This is a genomic window from Bacillus sp. N3378-2at, from assembly GCF_033412715.1.
GTDB classification, from domain to species: Bacteria; Bacillota; Bacilli; order Bacillales; family Bacillaceae; genus Bacillus; species Bacillus subtilis.
In genome coordinates this window covers 2,845,361-2,864,436 of record NZ_CP117986.1, presented here as the reverse complement: position 1 = coordinate 2,864,436, position 19,076 = coordinate 2,845,361, and the positions used below count along the sequence as shown (strand labels likewise).

At 35.6% G+C, this 19,076-nt stretch carries 17 protein-coding genes and 3 pseudogenes; 6 read left to right on the top strand and 14 right to left on the bottom strand.

Features of this window, described 5'->3' with window-relative positions:
- Positions 1 to 286 precede the first annotated feature (286 nt).
- Positions 287 to 2,212, top strand: coding sequence for a fructose-1,6-bisphosphatase (fbp, locus tag PUN35_RS15435; protein ID WP_014481449.1), 1,926 nt, complete (start codon positions 287 to 289; stop codon positions 2,210 to 2,212).
- Positions 2,213 to 2,662: 450 nt separating this feature from the next.
- Here fbp and PUN35_RS22505 read toward each other — a convergent pair whose 3' ends face one another.
- Together PUN35_RS22505 and PUN35_RS15430 are read right to left on the bottom strand one after the other, a co-directional pair.
- Positions 2,663 to 2,956, bottom strand: coding sequence for a Ger(x)C family spore germination C-terminal domain-containing protein (locus PUN35_RS22505; protein WP_033880917.1), 294 nt, complete (start codon positions 2,954 to 2,956; stop codon positions 2,663 to 2,665).
- 228 nt (positions 2,957 to 3,184) lie between these two features.
- Positions 3,185 to 3,424 (bottom strand): annotated as a pseudogene (locus PUN35_RS15430) (IS4 family transposase); the annotation flags it as partial.
- A 69-nt stretch (positions 3,425 to 3,493) separates the two neighbouring features.
- Between PUN35_RS15430 and PUN35_RS15425 the strand changes: the two are divergent.
- Positions 3,494 to 3,934, top strand: coding sequence for an Hsp20/alpha crystallin family protein (locus PUN35_RS15425; RefSeq protein WP_014481451.1), 441 nt, complete (start codon positions 3,494 to 3,496; stop codon positions 3,932 to 3,934).
- A 251-nt stretch (positions 3,935 to 4,185) separates the two neighbouring features.
- Positions 4,186 to 4,311: pseudogene (locus PUN35_RS15420) on the top strand (cell wall hydrolase); the annotation flags it as partial.
- A 42-nt stretch (positions 4,312 to 4,353) separates the two neighbouring features.
- Here the strand turns inward: PUN35_RS15420 and istB are convergent.
- From istB to PUN35_RS15405, 3 genes are all read right to left on the bottom strand, one after another.
- Entirely contained in the window at positions 4,354 to 5,112 is a 759-nt protein-coding gene (gene istB / locus PUN35_RS15415) for an IS21-like element helper ATPase IstB (RefSeq protein ID WP_014479891.1), read from the bottom strand.
- Entirely contained in the window at positions 5,109 to 6,656 is a 1,548-nt protein-coding gene (gene istA, locus PUN35_RS15410; RefSeq protein ID WP_014480339.1) for an IS21 family transposase, read from the bottom strand. Before istA ends, istB begins: the two co-directional genes overlap by 4 nt.
- Before the next feature lie 129 nt (positions 6,657 to 6,785).
- A complete protein-coding gene (locus tag PUN35_RS15405) occupies positions 6,786 to 7,172 on the bottom strand; it encodes a hypothetical protein (protein ID WP_033881507.1) in 387 nt (128 codons plus the stop codon).
- A gap of 411 nt (positions 7,173 to 7,583) precedes the next feature.
- Here PUN35_RS15405 and PUN35_RS15400 point away from each other — a divergent pair, with 411 nt between their 5' ends.
- Positions 7,584 to 9,047, top strand: a complete 1,464-nt coding sequence (locus tag PUN35_RS15400) for an Abi family protein (protein WP_031601173.1) — start codon at positions 7,584 to 7,586, stop codon at positions 9,045 to 9,047.
- A 234-nt stretch (positions 9,048 to 9,281) separates the two neighbouring features.
- Here the strand turns inward: PUN35_RS15400 and PUN35_RS15395 are convergent, their stop codons facing one another.
- From PUN35_RS15395 to PUN35_RS15385, 3 genes and pseudogenes are all read right to left on the bottom strand, one after another.
- A complete protein-coding gene (locus tag PUN35_RS15395) occupies positions 9,282 to 11,165 on the bottom strand; it encodes a UvrD-helicase domain-containing protein (protein WP_033881505.1) in 1,884 nt (627 codons plus the stop codon).
- A complete protein-coding gene (locus PUN35_RS15390) occupies positions 11,146 to 13,179 on the bottom strand; it encodes an ATP-dependent nuclease (RefSeq protein ID WP_031601176.1) in 2,034 nt (677 codons plus the stop codon). The genes PUN35_RS15395 and PUN35_RS15390 overlap by 20 nt, the downstream gene beginning before the upstream one ends.
- A gap of 516 nt (positions 13,180 to 13,695) precedes the next feature.
- Positions 13,696 to 14,154: pseudogene (locus PUN35_RS15385) on the bottom strand (IS3 family transposase); the annotation flags it as partial.
- 82 nt (positions 14,155 to 14,236) lie between these two features.
- On the opposite strand from PUN35_RS15385, the gene PUN35_RS15380 reads away from it, so the two are divergent.
- Positions 14,237 to 14,554, top strand: coding sequence for a transposase (locus PUN35_RS15380; protein WP_014479904.1), 318 nt, complete (start codon positions 14,237 to 14,239; stop codon positions 14,552 to 14,554).
- The gene (locus tag PUN35_RS15375) at positions 14,551 to 15,465 is read left to right on the top strand and encodes an IS3 family transposase (protein WP_033881055.1); all 915 of its coding nucleotides are present in this window, start codon (positions 14,551 to 14,553) and stop codon (positions 15,463 to 15,465) included. Before PUN35_RS15380 ends, PUN35_RS15375 begins: the two co-directional genes overlap by 4 nt.
- Positions 15,466 to 15,545: 80 nt before the next feature.
- Here the strand turns inward: PUN35_RS15375 and PUN35_RS15370 are convergent, their stop codons facing one another.
- The 6 genes from PUN35_RS15370 to PUN35_RS15345 all read right to left on the bottom strand — a co-directional run bounded on the left by PUN35_RS15370 (position 15,546) and on the right by PUN35_RS15345 (position 18,829).
- A complete protein-coding gene (locus tag PUN35_RS15370; RefSeq protein WP_235091734.1) occupies positions 15,546 to 15,791 on the bottom strand; it encodes an IS3 family transposase in 246 nt (81 codons plus the stop codon).
- A gap of 185 nt (positions 15,792 to 15,976) precedes the next feature.
- Complete coding sequence (locus PUN35_RS15365; protein WP_017696296.1) at positions 15,977 to 16,255, bottom strand: transposase; 279 nt, start codon at positions 16,253 to 16,255, stop codon at positions 15,977 to 15,979.
- A 698-nt stretch (positions 16,256 to 16,953) separates the two neighbouring features.
- Positions 16,954 to 17,217 carry a hypothetical protein gene (locus PUN35_RS15360; protein ID WP_033881129.1) on the bottom strand — a complete coding sequence of 88 codons (264 nt, stop codon included), beginning with the start codon at positions 17,215 to 17,217 and terminating at the stop codon, positions 16,954 to 16,956.
- A gap of 9 nt (positions 17,218 to 17,226) precedes the next feature.
- Entirely contained in the window at positions 17,227 to 17,502 is a 276-nt protein-coding gene (locus PUN35_RS15355) for a hypothetical protein (RefSeq protein WP_033881128.1), read from the bottom strand.
- A 98-nt stretch (positions 17,503 to 17,600) separates the two neighbouring features.
- Positions 17,601 to 18,455 (bottom strand): IS3 family transposase, encoded by an 855-nt coding sequence (locus tag PUN35_RS15350; RefSeq protein WP_235091749.1) that lies wholly within the window; start codon positions 18,453 to 18,455, stop codon positions 17,601 to 17,603.
- 56 nt (positions 18,456 to 18,511) lie between these two features.
- The gene (locus tag PUN35_RS15345) at positions 18,512 to 18,829 is read right to left on the bottom strand and encodes a transposase (protein WP_014479904.1); all 318 of its coding nucleotides are present in this window, start codon (positions 18,827 to 18,829) and stop codon (positions 18,512 to 18,514) included.
- Positions 18,830 to 19,076 lie beyond the last annotated feature (247 nt).

The window sequence follows — 19,076 nt, the reverse complement described above, 5'->3', positions numbered from 1 at the left end:
TGGATCGTCAATACCATATCAATGCATATTGATAACAACAATAAGGAGGATACTGAACCTTTTAGCCTAAGCCCTTGACTAAATAACCTCCTCCGTAGATTCTGCTGAAAGGTTTTTCAGCTCTAGCTGCCTTAATCTTTCACTCGTTTCAATTGTCTATAAAAGCAGTTATGCGGTACTATCATATAAAGGTCCAATGTTTAAAAATAATGTCATACTTTTAAATTCACCTTATCATGCACATGCTCATAAATAGGGGTTTATTCTAAAAAGGGGATGGACGATTTTGGAAAGCAAGTACCTAGATCTACTCGCACAAAAATACGATTGTGAAGAAAAAGTGGTAACAGAAATCATTAATTTGAAAGCGATATTGAACCTGCCAAAAGGCACCGAGCATTTTGTCAGTGATTTGCACGGGGAGTATCAGGCATTCCAGCACGTGCTGCGCAATGGTTCAGGACGAGTCAAAGAGAAGATACGCGACATCTTCAGCGGTGTCATTTACGATAGAGAAATCGATGAATTAGCAGCACTGGTCTATTATCCGGAAGACAAACTGAAGTTAATCAAACATGACTTTGATGCGAAAGCAGCATTAAACGAGTGGTATAAAGAAACGATTAACCGAATGATTAAGCTCGTTTCATATTGCTCCTCCAAGTATACCCGCTCCAAACTGCGCAAAGCACTGCCTACTCAGTTTGCTTATATTACGGAGGAGCTGCTATACAAAACAGAACAAGCAGGCAACAAGGAGCAATATTACTCCGAAATCATTGATCAGATCATTGAGCTTGGCCAAGCCGATAAGCTGATCACCGGCCTTGCTTACAGCGTTCAGCGGCTGGTGGTCGACCATCTGCATGTGGTCGGCGATATTTACGACCGCGGCCCGCAGCCGGATAGGATTATGGAAGAACTGATCAACTATCATTCTGTCGATATTCAGTGGGGAAATCACGATGTCCTTTGGATCGGAGCCTATGCCGGGTCCAAAGTGTGCTTGGCCAATATTATCCGCATCTGTGCCCGCTACGATAACTTGGATATTATTGAAGACGTGTACGGCATCAACCTGAGACCGCTGCTGAACCTGGCCGAAAAATATTACGATGATAATCCAGCATTCCGTCCAAAAGCAGACGACAACAGGCCAGAGGATGAGATTAAGCAAATCACAAAAATCCATCAGGCGATTGCGATGATCCAATTCAAGCTTGAGAGCCCGATTATCAAGAGACGGCCGAACTTTAATATGGAAGAGCGGCTGTTATTAGAGAAAATAGATTATGACAAAAATGAAATCACGCTGAACGGTAAAACATATCAACTGGAAAACACCTGCTTTGCGACGATTAATCCGGAGCAGCCAGATCAGCTATTAGAAGAAGAAGCAGAAGTCATAGACAAGCTGCTATTCTCTGTCCAGCATTCCGAAAAGCTGGGCCGCCATATGAATTTTATGATGAAAAAAGGCAGCCTTTATTTAAAATATAACGGCAACCTGTTGATTCACGGCTGTATTCCTGTCGATGAAAACGGCAATATGGAAACGATGATGATTGAGGATAAACCGTATGCGGGCCGTGAGCTGCTCGATGTATTTGAACGATTCTTGCGGGAAGCCTTTGCCCACCCGGAAGAAACCGATGATCTGGCGACTGATATGGCCTGGTATTTATGGACAGGCGAGTACTCCTCTCTCTTTGGAAAACGCGCCATGACAACATTTGAGCGGTATTTCATTAAAGAGAAGGAAACGCATAAAGAAAAGAAAAACCCGTATTATTATTTACGAGAAGACGAGGCAACCTGCCGAAACATCCTGGCAGAATTCGGCCTCAATCCAGATCACGGCCATATCATCAACGGCCATACACCCGTAAAAGAAATCGAAGGAGAAGACCCAATCAAAGCAAACGGAAAAATGATCGTCATCGACGGCGGCTTCTCCAAAGCCTACCAATCCACAACAGGCATCGCTGGCTACACGCTGCTATACAACTCCTACGGCATGCAGCTCGTCGCCCATAAACACTTCAACTCCAAGGCAGAAGTCCTAAGCACCGGAACCGACGTCTTAACGGTGAAGCGATTAGTGGACAAAGAGCTTGAGCGGAAGAAAGTGAAGGAAACGAATGTGGGTGAGGAGCTGCTGCAGGAAGTGGCTATTTTGGAGAGTTTGCGGGAGTATCGGTATATGAAGTGAGGGATAGGGGGTTCAGAGATTATTCTCTGGGCTCTTTTTTCGGTTTTTCAATATCTCATTTAACACTGCACCTTGTGGACGTTATTTTGCACGAATGCAAATCTTAAAAAAGAATTACTCGCTATCAAACTAACTGATACATACGATGCCTACTTCTTGACGATTTAGAATTTTGATAATAATAGAACCATGCAACTTCAGATATTGTTCCTATGATTCATCTTCATATTTTGCTGGCTTTGCTCTCACTTCTGCCGGCCCGATTTGTAAAACCTTTAATCTTTATAATTCACACAGCACTCGTCGATGAGTGAAATTAGAAATTAAACGAAGTTTTTGTTACTCTTTCATGCTATCGTAAATTGAATAGTTCTGCTTAAAAAATAACCATTATGAATATTCTCATATTGCCTAATCAGAAGGGTTACAGAAGAGGACTATTTAGATTTACTAATTTATCACTCCTGTCCTCTTTATCTTAACTGATACATTCGTCTCTATTAAAACTTTCGGATATATATCATACCACTCGTTGTCTTCTAATTTAGAGTATTGTCTTAAACTTTTTATTTTCCTCCCAAAACCTAATGGGTCTGATTTCATTTCTTGCAATTTAGAGATAATTGATTTAAACTCATTATTCATCTTTTTCGAAATAAGCTTTTCGACCTTTTTTATATTTTCGGAATTAAAGTCGATAGTCGAGGACAATTCATTAATCTCAATCGATACTTGAAGGCTCAATACTACATGATCTTTACTAATAATCTTATAATCAGATTTTGAGTATGTTAACCAAATACTTTTTTCCCTTTAGATAATTTTCACTAGTGTTGCATAAATTTTATTTGAATTTTCAGTTTTATATCTTTCCTAATGAAGAGCCAAAAAAGTGAATATCCAAACAAAGGTGGCTCCATCCATTTGGTTTTTATTTACAATTAGACAAAAGAGACAACGATCATATGCTCATTAAGGGACAGCTTCCCCTTTAATTTTTCGAAGCCAGATATGTGCTGGCTTCCACAAAGCAGCCCTTAAATAACGGCTAATTTGCAGGAGTTTTCGCTTACTTTTTGTTTCGAGCTGCACGAGTACATGCAGACAAAAGACGATAAGCGCGATCAACACTTGGTTGTGAATCGCCCATTCACTTTGTCCGTAAAACTTTTTGATGCGGAGATGCTGTTTAATCCATTTGAAAAACAACTCACTTTCCTTGTATATTTTTTAATTCTAAGAACAAAAATACATGTGATAAAAAAACAAGGAGTGATTTGTATGTCATTAACACCGTATGATCCATTTAGACAACTAGCAAATATGAGAAGAAATTTTGACCGTTTTTTCTCTGACTTCCCTCTAGATCTTGGGATGGAAAACAATAATTTTGGTAATATCAGAGTTGATGTGCATGAAACTGAAAATGAAGTAATTGCTTCATGTGATATTCCAGGTCTTGAGAAAAAGGAAGATGTAAATATTGATATTGAAAATAATATGTTAAGCATCAACGGTACCATCAATAAAACAAATGAGATTAAAGAAGAAAGTATGTATAGAAAAGAACGCTATACAGGTAGCTTTCATAGGACTGTATCCTTGCCAAGCCCTGTATCTAATGAGGGAGTAAAAGCAACCTATAAGAACGGTGTTCTTGAAGTCAGAATGCCAAAGAAAACAAATGATAACAAAAAGAAAATTGATGTAGACTTTCACTAAATGAGTAAACTATTACCTGTTATGAAAGAGTTCGGCAAAGATTACTTGCAAGAAATAGCTAATGAACAACCAGATTTAGTTGATTTACTTATTTTAACTGTACATTTACCCTCTCATAAGAAAAAATTTATATTAAAGCAGTTAAACAATGATATTAAGAAATCTTTTCTCAAACAATAATGTATTACATTTGCATTACTTCATAAATTGGAGTAATGCTTTTATGTTTATAAAAGGGAGGGAAATTCACCTTGGAAGTCATAAAAGCTACTGAAGAAGACGTTAAACTATTAGCACGTTTAATTCGTGCAGAAGCTGAAGGAGAAGGAAAATTAGGTATGTTAATGGTTGGAAATGTAGCTGTAAACCGAGTGCTGTAGACGTCAAGTCAAAATTTACATTTTTTGCTTATTTGCTTTTTACACTTCTGCTGAAAATACACTTTTTCGATGTTTCATTCGATAGCTATCTCCATCCATATGAATGACTTCTACACGATGAAGTACACGATCTAAAATTGCAGTGGTAATTCCTTGATCTCCCATTAATTCACCCCACTGTTCAGGGCTTTTATTAGATGTGAGAATGATGGAACTTCGTTCATACAAATGATTAATTAAATGAAAAAACAAATTCGCTTCTCGTTGATCCATTGCCATGTACATTAAATCATCAATAATGACCAGATCGGCGCCTCTTAATCGCTTTAGCTGCACTTTTGATTTATTTAGAAATTCTTCCGTTTTTAAAAGATGAATAAGCTCACCCATAGTTACGAAATAGACGTTGAAACCTCTGTGAATAGACTCAATTCCCAAACCGATTGCTAAAAATGTTTTACCAACACCTGGCGGTCCCAATAAAATTAAATTATACTGCTGCTCAAGCCAGTTTAGCTCTGCGAGCTGGGTCAATTGGCGCCCCGTTAAAGCTGTTTGCTCTTCTAAATTAAATTCACTTAGTGACTTCACGTAAGGGAAGTGCGCCCACTTCATTCTTTTTTCTAAACTTTTTACTTCACGTTTTCTTAGTTCATAACGTGTGATAGATTCAAGAAATTCTAAATACGTCCAAGAAGATTTTTCAGCCTCACGTAGGAGCTTTGGTAGCTCCTCAGCTGTTTCGGATAACCTTAATTGGCGAAAGTGCTCCTGCAAGTCATTTACAGTTTTATTCACTGTGGTTCACCCCCTAAAATACTTGTGTAAGCAGTAAGAGAGCGAGTTGTCACTATGATGTTGTCTTGACTTGAATGTTTTATAAAGGGAATCTTCACCTTTTGGGTACATTCAGTTTGTAATGCATTTTGATGGTTTGCGATATCCCGAAAGTCATTGGCGCTGTAAAGTTTATCTATCAGGCATTTAGTCAAAGTGGCTTCAATCCACATTGGGTATTTCTCAATGACGTTTTGAATAATTATGAGCTGATCACGCCGATACCGTGGGTATCTTAAACAAATTTCATTTAAATAAGAAGTTGCACGTTCCTGATCTTCAAAATGTGAAACAAGTTGTTGCTTAAATTCTTCAATACCTTTTGAGCGATCCCGGATATGATGTAGATGTTGAATAAGCTTTCCCTTTTCATTACTAATGCTATGTTCAGCAATTACTTCTCCATCCAACTGTTTACGGATAATCAGCGTTGGTGGTTGGCTCGAAGTGACTTCAATAAAAACCTCATTATCAGAGACTGCACTATACGTTCCGAGAGGAACGGAATAACGGTTTGATTTGAACCGTATTGTATTGTCCTTACTAATATTCCTTGTTATACTTGGGGTAATGACGCTTTCGTATGAGAGTGGTGAAGAGACGGGCTGTAAGTGTTGCTTTTCGACGGGGAACACTTCAGCTGGTCTTTTTTTCGTTGTCTGATGAACATGTTGATTTCCAGTGCGATGTAGCCACTGTAACGCACGGTTATTCCAATCTTCAATATTGCTAAATACTCGGCTGTCTGCGAAATTTCCCTTTATGTACTTTACAACGTTCTCAATCATTCCTTTTGATTCTGGGTCTGCCTTACGACATAAATGAACTTTAAACTTACGATCATTTACATAGCTTTGAAATTCAGAAGTTAAAAGTAGCTGACCTGAATTTTCGCTTACTGTAATTAAACGATCCTGATCATACACAATTTCTTCTGTACGTCCTCCGTAAAATTGAAATGCATTTTCATGACATCGTATGGCATCATTTGTCGTAAAAGGCCGGTCCTGCCACTCCATGTATTTGTATCGAGAGTGAGCTAAGACAAAAGCGATGAAATATAGTTTGATTTCATTCTTTTCAGTGGTCTTCTGTTTCGTTTCTCCCCAATCCACCTGGATTTGCTTACCCATAGGTTGTTCAGGGATTGCTTCATACTGCCGAATGATTACTTTTTTCTCAATCTGATAAATCTCCCGTATCTCTTTCACATAGGCTCTTACTGTACTCTCGCCAACAACTAAATCTGGATAACGCTCTAAGAGCCAATCGTGGATTTGTGCTGCACTGAGATGAGGGTATTCTTCAAGCCAAGCGATAATCCAATCCCTGTAGGGATCCAATTTCTTACCTTTGCCTTGTAGCTGTTCCATGTATGCTTTTGTCTCTTCAAATGTCATTTTTAAATATTTATAAACGGTTGGTCTCGATACTTTGAGCTCCTGTGCAATTTGAGATACTTTAAACTTCCGTTGATGTAACTGTTGAATATTTAAATAAAGCATTAACTTCTCCTCCAAGACGCTGTCCCCCCTAGTAAAATAACACCTTCTATTATTTTACTAGAGTTCTAGCTTATTGAAGCAAAAATGTAAAATTACGTTGAGCAAAAACTGTCAATTATATTCTAGCGTTTACACTTGCTTATCAGTAGCAATAATGTTTTCTATAAGTTTTAAAACTTCTTTAAATTTTGCTTCTTCTACTTGTTGTTTAAAACAATTAATTGAATTAGCTATAATTCCTATATTTCTATCCTCAAAATCCTTTTCATTTAGATTTGTCTTTAGAACTTCCATTATTACAGGCGTCATTTGTAAGTTATAATCAAGTATCCGATATATTGCTATTAAATAACCAGTTGGATTCTGTAGAACTAGATTATATAATTTAACCTCTAAATATCCCATCAATCTATTTATGAATAGATAAACTTCTTTTTTTTCCTTTAACACTTTTTTCTCTTTGCCTATAAATTCTTTAATATATTTATTTTCTTCATATTTATTGTCTATTTTCAAACAAAATATTCTTTGCGTATTTTTCATCTATTTGGTAAGCATTGGATTCAAAAAACTCATTTAAATCAGTATAAATTTTAGGTATAATCGGTAATCCCTCCTTGTTTAAATTGCTTTCTATTTTCCCCTTATTAGATATTAATTTAAGAGTAATCCTTTAAAATATGAGGGTATATCATGTACTGAAATAGTCAACATTCACTTATGATAAGGCTCACCGTAGTTATTTAAGAGGCAAAAACATCTAATTAAAATAGAATTTGATTAAACCCCAAGGTATGAGTTGCATGTCAATTTGTACCTTTTTTGCATGAGTAAATGCTAAGCTTATCTTCTGAATATTAACAATAAAAACCAAGCAAATATCCTGTATAATAAAGAATATATTCGACTAGATCAGGAGAGAAACGTATGCAAAAAACTTTTTCGAAGAAGTTTAAAACTTTTGAAGAACAAATTAACCTATTAAAACATAGAGGATTAAGCTTTAGGGATGAAAAAGAAGCTGTAGATATATTATCAAAGAAAAATTATTTCGATGTTATTAATGGATTTGAAACACTGCTGCTAAAGGATCCAAAAGCCGAAAATAAAGAGTATAACAGCGATACAAAATTCGAACAATTCATAGAGCTATACAATTTCGATAAGATGTACTCAGCCATAGTATTCAAAGCAATTGATTCATTTGAAAATCGTTTAAAAACTTCGGTAGCATATCGCTTTTGCGAATTTGTTTACAATTCTAATCCTAACGCAAATCCAGCATGTTATATGGATATTTTAATGTATGAAAACCCATTCAGCTTACACAACCGATTGAATACCCTTCAACCGAGGAAAATTACTCAGAAGTTTGTAAATGATATAAATTATGAAATTAACAGGTTTATCAACGGGGAAATTGCAAATATCGAAAGCAAAATAACGACATTACAAACCTCAACAGTTCAGTACATATCTATAAAAGCTCGAAAAAAATTATTAAAAGCTATTTCTAATGTTAACAATTCCATCTTAAACGCCAATAGTGTTATTAACGTTATTAATAATGATATACGTTTAACACCAGCAGTGAGGAGATCTGGTGATCGTATTACTTGCTTAACCCCCTTTGCAACTTCCTTAACAGTAAATTTAACAAAGGTTTCTTCTGGTGTAGTAAATCCAAATACAGTAGAGAAATCGATACAAATTTTCATTAAGAATTTGCAGGAATTGAAAATTAGACTTGATAAAATATATAGTCAAGTCTCTGCAAATAGTAATACAGCTATTCATACTGTTCCTCATTTTGAATTGAAGAACTTCGTTGGCCATAACTTGTTTAAAACTAACCATGATAAAAAAGATAATAATAATTATATTGATTCTTCAAAAGCAAAATACAGCTATTTACAAAAGTATGAAGTACCTCCTTTTTGGGTTATTATTAAAACTCTAGAGCTAGGAAGCGTTCTTAAATTAATGTATGGATTAAATACAGCGATACTAGATAAAGTGGTGCTTGACATGGGACTAACTCCATCAGAAAAGCATATTTTATTTAATTCGACCAAAATTATTATAGATTTAAGAAATCATTGTGCGCACTTTGGCTTGGTTAACCGCTTCCGTACAAAACATCATATAAAAATAAATACTGATTTAATTAATAAGCTTAATTTACGAACAAAATCTGATGGAAATTCGCATTATGAAATACGACTATTTGATACTTTACAAGTTCTTGCACAATTCACATCTCTCCATGAAGTTAGTTCTTTATTTAAGGAGTTTTTTATGGCTCCTGATTGCTTAATTGACCCAAAGTTGCTAATGAGGCTACTTGATAGGATGGGTAATGACAATTTTTTAAATTGGTGTAGCTTTTAATATTGACCTTTGAATATTTCCATGCTAAGATGTAAATACTTAAACTACGTTAGCGTGACGGCGAGGGAGCCTATTAATTATATGGGTTCAACCTAAACAGTCCGAAGTCCCCTGTTTAACTCTTCGGAGTAGCTGGGGATACTTTGTTTTTTGTAAATATTATTTTCATTTTATTCCAAGAGAATACAAAGTAAAAATCGGCTCTTTACCTTGCTGATTTTAAAATCAACAGATTTACGTCCATTCGAATTGTTTAACGTCTGCATTCTCCAGCATTTGATAGATAACATTTATCTTAGATTTATCTTGTCCATAGAAGCGGTTTTTACAGAAAGTAAATATCATTCGAGTTTTTGCTCTAGACAATGCAACAAAAAAAGTAAATGTTTCGTCATCTGGGGAGTTCTCAAAATTCCAAAAGGCCCCGTCTTCTAGTCCCAATAAAATCACAGTTTCAAACTCAAGACCTTTACTTTTATGAATTGACATAATTGGGATTGAAAAAATACCCAGAAAATCGTCTACTGCTTTATTCCACACTTTATGTTTCTCAAATGAATAAAAAAGAAACTCTGCAGTTTGTTTTACTTTTCTTTCTAAATAATCTCCTTTTCTATATTCTGGATAGCTACCTTTAATTAATTCTAATCCTACCAGAGTTAAAATTTTGAATAACCATTGCTCTACTACTTTTTCGGTCACTTTCAATGTCTCATCTTTAAGAGTCTTTTTAAATTCAACAATGAAGCTATTAATTTCTGTTTCTATTTGGTAAGATTTTGTTTCATTTTCACCACGTAAATTTAAAACATTCGATATTAAACTAGACCACGCATTAGGGTCACGATCAGTTGTGGCTAAAGAAAATACGTCGATTACATATTTCATGAAATTTTCCGCTAGTAAGTCTTGCCATTGATCCTCTATCCTTGAGTGTATTCCTAAATTACTTAATTCATTTATAAGCATGTCACAATACATATCTGCCCGTTGTCTAACTAAAATACCTATATCTCTTCGTTGAAGTTTTTCTTGATCAATCCACGTTTTAATTTCTAATGCCAATGTTTTTGCTTCTTCAGAAGCATTGGTGAAGTTCCATACTTCGCATATTCCCACCTCTTCATTCTTCCATTTGTCAGAGGGTGATATTACTGTTGAACCCCCCATCATATCATTTATTATTGATGTTTGAATTCGGACTAAATTAGGGGCAGACCTATGGTTTAAAACCAACTCAAAATCTTTAGCCTTAAAGTCTTCCTTAAATTGATTAAATACACCCTCCATTGCACCCGCCCAACCCATAATCTTTTGTTTAAGATCACCTACAGCAGTCACTGAAACATTTGAATCCATGAAAATTGTTCTAACTAAGTCATATTGAATTAAGGTTGTATCTTGAAATTCATCCAAAAAAACATGACTATATGTAGCTCTGATTGCTCTTAGAATCTTAGGGTTTGATCTAAATAAGTATTCCACAATTCTTGAGATCATGGGGAATGTCAACATTGAACTTTCTTTATCATTAATATAGCTTTTCCAAAGTTGATACTTATACCAAGATTCTATTGAATCTATTTTTTCCGTTATTAATGGTAGTTTGTCATTTGCGTATGTCTTTGCAAAAAGGTCATAATCAAAGTAGTAATTCCAACCTATTTTTCCGATAGGTTCTTCTGCTTCTTCTCTAAGCTTAGTTACATCTCTTCTATTAAAATTAACTATTTCATATTCTAGAGTTGGTCTATAAAAGTCAGGTATAGCTAAATGAAATCTATCCATTAGTTGTTTTGCAAATGAGTCATATGTTAAGGAGACAAACCTATTTGCAAATTCTTTACCAGATCGTTTTTCAACTCGTTCTTTTAAATTTTTTGCTGCATCTTTCTTAAAACTTATAGCAAGTATTCTGGCAGGATATGTGCTGATGTTTGTTTCTAACAAATAACAAGCTTTCTGTGCTAACAATTCGGTTTTGCCTGCTCCGGGGCCAGCTAGTACGTAAGCATTTTTCTCATACTTTATTACATCTTCCGCAGCGCTTTCTAAAATTACAGAGTCTTTTGGGATCCAATTGTCTTTTTTTACATAGTTATTCAGAAAGATCACCATCAATAATTGATTTAATTCCCTTCATCAACTTTTTTAGTGGCATTGGCAATTGCTCACTTAACATCTTGGGATCTATATTTTCTAATGCAATAATATGAGTACTTGGTTTACCTCTACCTAGGAAAAAGTAATCATACCAGATCATCAACTCTTTCTGTTTTTCCGAATAGGTAATACCTGAGCCGCCTTCAGTTTTTAAGGTTGCTCTTATCCCCTTTTCTAAACGATCCATATATTCAATAGAATCTTTCTCTTTATCTACACCTTTTGGACCGCCATGTTTTGGAACAGTCTTTTTATATGCATCTAGAAAACTTTCAATCATCATTAAATCAATATCTAGTGGAGCCGAAAAGTATACTCCATAGTTTTCTAAAAACTCAACCCATGAATAAAGATTTTCTCTTTCATCTATCTCTTCTATAGACCAAGTATGCATACTAGAGAAATCCTCATCACTTAGTACCCCATTTTGTACAGAGAGTAGCTCATTCTTCTCGTAACCTATTTGTATCAACTGCTTTAATGCATATTTTATTCTACCCCATCCACCGCCATTTCGTTCTAAATCTAAATCCAACAGAGTTAAATAAGGAATATTCAATTGATGTAGTAATTTCCAAAAATGATTTACGTGTCTTCCACCCAATGGAACGATAGAAATATTACTTTGATCTAAATCTGTATCCAAAAGGTTAATTATCTTTGGAATTATAATCTCTTCACTATCACCTTCTCCTAAAATAACCAATTGGGAAAAATACAGTTCTGGATATGCCATAATCGCAGCTTTTATATATTTATATTCTTCTTCTTTATCTTTGTCAGGAAGTATTATTGGATTTACTACAGTTCTTATTTCTTTTTGATTAATTCTAAAATGAAGAATTGATTTTGGATCAACTCTTTTAATCATTGAAGGCGCATGGGTAGCAACTAAAACCTGTGCATTATCATTTTTAGAAACGTCAGTTAAAGCTTTCATTATTCGACCCAGTAAGTGTGGGGAAATATGATTTTCTGGTTCTTCTACGGCTAGTAACGTTAACACTGGTGGTTGAAGTTTATACACCTTTTTATCTTCCTCAGCTTCATCTTGCAATGCTTCATTTTCAATTTCTAAAAAAGAATTTACTAGAGATAAGTAAAAGATTGAACGTAGCCCATCACCTAATTGATCTACCTTGTATTTGCTTCCTGTTTCAGTTGGTTCAAAATATACCTCTACCTTTTTTAGAATTGAGTCTAAATCTGCATGGTTGAAAGCAACCATTGTTGAGCTGTAGCGAAAATCATTATGGTATTTTCTCCATTGACTATTAAGTATTTCTCTTAACCCTTTAACACCATTTACTTCATCAAAAATCCCGTCAACTTGCTTCATTTTTTCTTGTATGTCACTATTAATTTCTTTTGGCCAGTTAATTCCCTTTAAAATCCTCCCTAAGATAGTTCCTGATGCATTTTTTAATTGTATGGCCGGGTCTCTTGTTGCTGGTATATATATCATTTGAATTTGGGAACGCTCACTAGCTTTAACTGGCTGTAAATCTTCATCTTCTGCTTTCGTTCCTAGTGGGGATAGGACATAATATACTGCTTGCTCAATAATTCCTTCTAAAGTATTTCCTTCTGATAACTCAGCTTCTAGCCTTATACGTACATAAGGACTTCCATCAACTTCACCTGCAACCATATGATTAAAATGTGGGGGAATAGCAGTGCTTGCCTTCTCAGCATCATTTTCCAGTTCGTTAAAATCAATTACAGCCTCTATAGAAAGTGAAGACTTATCATAATCTAATGGATTTTCATTAGCAGGTATGTGGAAATCTGACTTTTCTATTAATCGATCTCTTTGATAAGGACTAAAAAGTTTTAATAGAGCTTGGATGGCAGAAGTTTTACCACTACTATTTGCTCCAACTAGAACTGACAATTCTTCTAATCCTATTTCAGTATTAGTTGGCCCAAATGATCGAAAGTTATTAATGATTAATTTAGTTATTTTCAAAAAAATTAACTCCTTTTAACAGAATTTAATTAGAAGGTTTGTCTCTTATCTATTTGCATACGTTTATTCATGCTCAAACCTATTTCCCTTTCTATATTTTACCATAAGCATTATTAATGAGTTCTCTTTTTGAAGCATTTGTCAGACCAACCCAATAGAGACACACAGCAGATTACCATTTTCACTATGACTTATCTAATACAGAAATGCTTGAAAAGAAAAGGTGTGCAATAATGTTAATTTTTTCACACCTCTTTATATAAACATTTTCTGGCTTATTCCTTAGATGTTCTCCTAAATTGAAGTTGAAGTTTACTATCCTCCAGAGAGTTCTCCTTTTTTATCTATTGCGGCGGCCTCTTCTCTTGAGGTTTGGATTTGAGTCAATATTTTGGACACAAAAAAGTTAAGTTCTTGTGTTATTAAAATTATATAGATGAAAAATGTTTGTTTTATGCCAGTGTTTGACACGGTGCCTCTGTGGGCATCACTTCCAAGCCATGTAAGTGCACAAGCTTATGCTATCTTCACTTGATCTTCAATATCTTGTGGAGTGTTATAACCTAAACTACTGTGAATTCTTTTTCGGTTATACCAGCCTTCAATAAACTGAAACATTGCTAGACTCGCAGTTTTATAGTCTAAATATGTAACATGATGAACTTCTTCCTTCTTTAAAATGGCATGAAATGATTCAATACAGGCATTATCATATGGGCAGCCTTTTTTACTGAAGGATTGTTTAATCTTTTTTGTTTCACAAAGCTTTTGAAAGTCTTCACTGGTATACTGGGAACCTAAATCTGAATGAAGGATTAATCCTTCACTTGGATGTTGAGTATCGAGAGCGTTATTTAAAGCCTTGATTACCAAATCTGTCACCATTGTTCGTCCAAACGAATAACCAACGATTTTTTTAGAATGCAAGTCCATAACGGAAGCTAGATAACACCAACCGTCTCTTAACGTATTGATATCTATTTAGCCCCCTAATGAATTTGGACACCTACTAAGAGTGGTTTTATACTTAAGGTTGCCAAATAAGGGGGCTTTTGTGATGCAAAGACGAAAACATTCTGCTGAATTTAAACAACAGGTGGTACAAGAAGCAATTGAAACAGGCAATAAAGCTTTGGTGGCGAGACGTCACGAGCTCAGTCCAAATCTCGTAAGCAAATGGGTAAAAGCTTTTCAGGAAAAAGGCAATCTAGATCATTCCGGCATTCAAGATATTGTTTCTCCCTCAGGGATCAAACAGTTGGAGGAGGAGAATGACCAGCTTAAAAAGCTGTTAGGCGAAAAAGATTTAGAAATTTCCATTCTCCGTGACGTACTAAAAAAGAAGAACCCTCACTTACTGAAACGCTTGAAATAGCGAATGAGTGGATTGCGAAAGGTTATGCCGTCCGTAAAGTCCTGAAGATTTTAGAGATTTCTCCTTCTACGTACTATTATCAATACAAGAAAGAAGAAAAGTCAGTAAGTGAGGGCAGACCCATTCCGGGCTATTCACTCACTAAGAACGGCAAAAAAATACCGGATGAACAAATACAGGAATGGCTGATGGAACTCATCTCAGGTGAAGCCGGTGTCTATGGCTATCGAAAGTTGTGCCTCCGCCTTCGAAGCGAGTATGCGCTACAGATTAACAAAAAGAAAGTGTACCGATTATGTAAGGAACTCGATATCCTACAGCCACAGCGAGAAGTGAAGTTCCACTATCCAAGAAAATTAGCGAGGAACCGGATCATCACTGAATCGAATCAGCTGTGGGAAGCAGATATTAAATACGGCTACATCGAAGGTGAAGAGCGTTTCTTCTTTATTCTATCGCTCATTGATGTATATGACCGTTCCATCATTGATTATCATATTGGTTTACATTGTACCGGACACTACGCTGGCCAACTCGTGCAGCGTGCCTTGTTTAAGCGTCAGCAATTTGAAAGAGAAACAAAGCCAGTCATTCGAACGGATAATGGTCCACAATTTATTTCTCTAGCGTTTCAGAAAGCATGTGAAACGTTCCACATCGAACATGAACGCATTCCGCCGAGAACACCGAATATGAATGCCCATATCGAGTCGTTTCACCGATTACTAGAGTATGAATGTTTGAGGCGGTTCGCTTTTCATTCCTACGCAGATGCGTATCATGAGGTGGCTGAATACATGGATTTCTACAATAATCGAAGAATCCATTCGAGTATTTTAGATTTAGCACCAAATGAATTTTATCAACGAAACCAAACAGAAGAGCTAACGATTAAAGAAGTGAGAGTATGAGGCAGGATGATTTTCTTGCCTCACCTAAAATAAAGAGCAATTCTATGAAATAATGAGCTAAGAGTAGTATGTGTCCAAAATTAGGGGGTTAACCCGATATAAGAAATGTCAGCGACCCATTTCTCATTAATTGTAGTAGTAGTAAAGTCTTGATTTAATAGGTTATCACGATCAATTACTTTCACTTTACTTGACTGAGGACGAAACTTCTTCCTCACAATGGAAAAGAGACCAGCAGCCTTCATCAGTCGTTGAACACGTTTTAAACTCACTTTAAATCCACCTTTTTGCAGGATCTTGTGAATTTTTGGGGCACCATAACGCATTTTGCTTTCTTCATGGATCTCTTTGATTCTTTTTGTTAGTTGCTTGTTTTCAGATTCACGATTAGATTCCGTTTTTTTAAACGATTGATAAAAAGTGCTTTTAGGTATACCAAGTACACTACACAGAGTTTGTGTAGCATGTTGGTCTTGAAGATCTACAATTACATCGATGAGCTTGTCTGTTTCTATTTTTTCGCAAATATGGCCATAGCCTTTTTTAAGATTTCATTTTCCTCCTGAAGACGGAGCATTTGCTTTTTCATATTGGCAATTTCATCAGCTGTCACAGTTGAGCCATCCTCCGTTTGTATTGGAGAAAATTTCTTTACCCATGCATAAATAGTTACTTCAGAAACGCCATATTCACTGCTTAAATCTTTAGCTGAGCTACCAGAGTTATAAAGATCAACGATCATCTTTTTAAAATCTTCGTTATATTTTTTGCCTGTATTTTTGTTTCCCATATGGACACAACCTTTCTTAGTAACATTTTAACACTTAACTAAGTTGTGTCCATGGAACTATACTAGCATCAGTTCTCTTAAATTGAAGTTGAACTTATTCCTTCAAAGTCATTGTTTCGCAAAGATATCTTAATGAAAAAAAATTAAATAAAGTGTTGCTCACGATAGTTTTTTCTGTTCGCATCTTATTGTCCAAAATAATCCTTATTTCCATTTTACGGGTTTTGTTAGTCAGTTCATAAAATAGTGATTTAGTGTAGTGAGTATTTTTCTCTAAGTATTTTCACCCCAAGAAATATCTAAATGCTCACTTCTTTAAATATACCTGTTTAACATTATAATAAATTCTAACCTTGTATTTAACCATTAAAAAACAGACAGAATACAAATTTTCTGTCTGTTTTGTTCATTTATTAGAGTTCTTAAATACTAGATGCCTTTAACCACCATAAAACTATCGAACAATCTCTATCAAATTAATTTAATTTTGCTTGTATCTTTCAGTAATACACACCATACTAAAGAGCATTAATTCACTAGATACTCTTTTTGATTAAGTCAAGGAGTTCATCAACTTGCTTCTGAAACTCACTTATTTTTTCTTCTCTTATCCTTCTTCGTTCTTCCATTATTGTATTCATTGATTTACTTTGATTTATACTTCTGGGCCACAATATTAACTATCTTCTTGTACATCCTTAGACACCACTTTTTAAAAAAGTCTTACAGTTCTTAGGGACAACAAAAGCAGTGAACTCCTTACCCAATCCTTCATTCGGTTGATCCTTAATTGCATTTATTAAAGATGGATTAGAAAAGCCAATGGGCAATGCAAATTCACCAGTATATTCGGCAAGTTGCTGATTTATATATTTCCCCTTACTTCTTCCGCAGCTGCAGCTTTTTTCTGACAGATCCAGATTAAATATATCATTACATTCAAGGCACATTAGAAGCTTCATTTGCATCCCTCAACCTTCATTAGTGTTCTTTTCCTTATCAATCATTTCTTGAATGTGGGTTATTACTCTGGGGTCTTTTCTATACTCTGTTATTTTTTCAGTGATTAGCTTGTTTTCAAACATGCCTCTTAACAGCCTATAGTTATTAGCTTTCATTTTAAAATTATAAGAGTCATCGAGTATTAGCTTTGCAAGTAACGTTATAATAAACTCTTCTTCCCGAATTCCTTCAATCCATAGCCAAGCATCTTCTGTAAGAAACATCCGAAACTTTTCAGTAAGCATCTCTATTTAACCCCCTAATTTTGGACACATACTACTCTTAGCTCATTATTTCATAGAATTGCTCTTTATTTTAGGTGAGGCAAGAAAATCATCCTGCCTCATACTCTCACTTCTTTAATCGTTAGCTCTTCTGTTTGGTTTCGTTGATAAAATTCATTTGGTGCTAAATCTAAAATACTCGAATGGATTCTTCGATTATTGTAGAAATCCATGTATTCAGCCACCTCATGATACGCATCTGCGTAGGAATGAAAAGCGAACCGCCTCAAACATTCATACTCTAGTAATCGGTGAAACGACTCGATATGGGCATTCATATTCGGTGTTCTCGGCGGAATGCGTTCATGTTCGATGTGGAACGTTTCACATGCTTTCTGAAACGCTAGAGAAATAAATTGTGGACCATTATCCGTTCGAATGACTGGCTTTGTTTCTCTTTCAAATTGCTGACGCTTAAACAAGGCACGCTGCACGAGTTGGCCAGCGTAGTGTCCGGTACAATGTAAACCAATATGATAATCAATGATGGAACGGTCATATACATCAATGAGCGATAGAATAAAGAAGAAACGCTCTTCACCTTCGATGTAGCCGTATTTAATATCTGCTTCCCACAGCTGATTCGATTCAGTGATGATCCGGTTCCTCGCTAATTTTCTTGGATAGTGGAACTTCACTTCTCGCTGTGGCTGTAGGATATCGAGTTCCTTACATAATCGGTACACTTTCTTTTTGTTAATCTGTAGCGCATACTCGCTTCGAAGGCGGAGGCACAACTTTCGATAGCCATAGACACCGGCTTCACCTGAGATGAGTTCCATCAGCCATTCCTGTATTTGTTCATCCGGTATTTTTTTGCCGTTCTTAGTGAGTGAATAGCCCGGAATGGGTCTGCCCTCACTTACTGACTTTTCTTCTTTCTTGTATTGATAATAGTACGTAGAAGGAGAAATCTCTAAAATCTTCAGGACTTTACGGACGGCATAACCTTTCGCAATCCACTCATTCGCTATTTCAAGCGTTTCAGTAAGTGAGGGTTCTTCTTTTTTAGTACGTCACGGAGAATGGAAATTTCTAAATCTTTTTCGCCTAACAGCTTTTTAAGCTGGTCATTCTCCTCCTCCAACTGTTTGATCCCTGAGGGAGAAACAATATCTTGAATGCCGGAATGATCTAGATTGCCTTTTTCCTGAAAAGCTTTTACCCATTTGCTTACGAGATTTGGACTGAGCTCGTGACGTCTCGCCACCAAAGCTTTATTGCCTGTTTCAATTGCTTCTTGTACCACCTGTTGTTTAAATTCAGCAGAATGTTTTCGTCTTTGCATCACAAAAGCCCCCTTATTTGGCAACCTTAAGTATAAAACCACTCTTAGTAGGTGTCCAAATTCATTAGGGGGCTAAATAGTTCTGAACTAATTTATGAGGTTCTATTTATGCTATTAATTATATAGCCTAACTATCTAAAGTTGATTAGGGAGGGGATTTACACTTGATTTTTGGGGGATAATGCCTTATTTAAAAAAAGATAAGGAAAAAAGTTCCTTATCTCTTTTAGTTCTTATTTTCCTTAAA